The 1,118-nt window shown below is 40.2% G+C and carries 2 protein-coding genes; both read right to left on the reverse strand.

Going from position 1 to position 1,118, the window contains the following annotated elements; genetic code table 11:
- A partial coding sequence (locus AACT19_RS10570) for a nucleoside deaminase (protein ID WP_242658940.1) occupies positions 1-335 on the reverse strand: 335 nt, incomplete at its 3' end.
- 31 nt (positions 336-366) lie between these two features.
- Positions 367-1,029 carry an FMN-dependent NADH-azoreductase gene (locus AACT19_RS10575; protein ID WP_076646238.1) on the reverse strand — a complete coding sequence of 221 codons (663 nt, stop codon included), beginning with the start codon at positions 1,027-1,029 and terminating at the stop codon, positions 367-369.
- Between the last annotated feature and the right edge of the window lie 89 nt (positions 1,030-1,118).

The raw sequence follows: 1,118 nt of genomic DNA on the forward strand, positions 1-1,118 counted from the left end.
CGATCTGACGCGATGTATATTCTGTTTATTCCTGCCCATTTCGCGGCCAAGTAGCAAAGACCACAAGGCTCACCTGACGCATACAAAATGGCTTCTGATAGGTCAACACCGTTAGTTAGCTTGCACGCATCTCTTATGGCTAGAATCTCTGCGTGTGCAGTAGGGTCGTTCAATTCCTTTACCCTATTTACACCTTGTCCCAATACTTTTCCCTGTTTATCAACCACAAGTGCAGAAAATGGAATTCCTCCTTTGTGAACGTGATCAAGAGAAAGCTCTACGGTTCTTTTCATGAGCAATAATTCAGACACATTCGTGATTATTTTTGTTTTCATGGTTGCTTCTCTTCATTTTTGTCCGAGCTTTTTAAACCGAAAGATGTGTTACTAGCGTATCAATAGAGCTATAAGCTTCAATTAGAGATTGCTTGTGCCTCTCGTCAGAAAACTCTTGGTATTCAGAGGCGATTTCATGGAATTCGTCGACGCCAAGGTATTTGCTTAAGGTCTTAACGTGGGGAGCAAGGTGATTCATTGCTTCTCGAACTCCACCCACTTCAAAGCCAAATTCACCGCTCGATGATATTAGAACAAGTGTTTTCCCTGACATAATTGGTTCGATCGGAAAGTCACCTCGTTTCAAATCGAAGGTAAACGTTTTATTGATTCTGACCACTTGATCAAACCACGCCTTCAGTACTGCGGGCATTCCGTAATTATACATCGGTGATGAGATTACAATGATATCAGCTCGCTTTAACTCATCAATCAACGTATCAGACAGAAACAATAAAGCCTTCTGCTCGAGTGTTCTCTTTTCTTCTGGTGTGAAAACCGCCGCGATCCAATCTTGGCTAATAAAGTCAGGTGGATTTAGCCCTAGATCTCTATAGATGACTTTATCTTTACTGTTAATTGTTATCCATTTATCGATGAATGAAGTAGATAGTGTTTTGGATATTGAATTATACCCCTCAATCTCGTTGTCCGTTCTTCTAGCACTTGTGTCGATTTTCAATATTGTTCTCATTGTTGCCTCTCTTGTTTAACGTTCAGCTTAGAAAACATTTTGTGCACTTTTTCTGATGTTGACAATTGATAAAAACTACCTTATAGATG

The sequence above is a fragment of the Vibrio sp. 10N.222.47.A9 genome, from assembly GCF_963872585.1.
Classification (GTDB): domain Bacteria; phylum Pseudomonadota; class Gammaproteobacteria; order Enterobacterales; family Vibrionaceae; genus Vibrio; species Vibrio splendidus.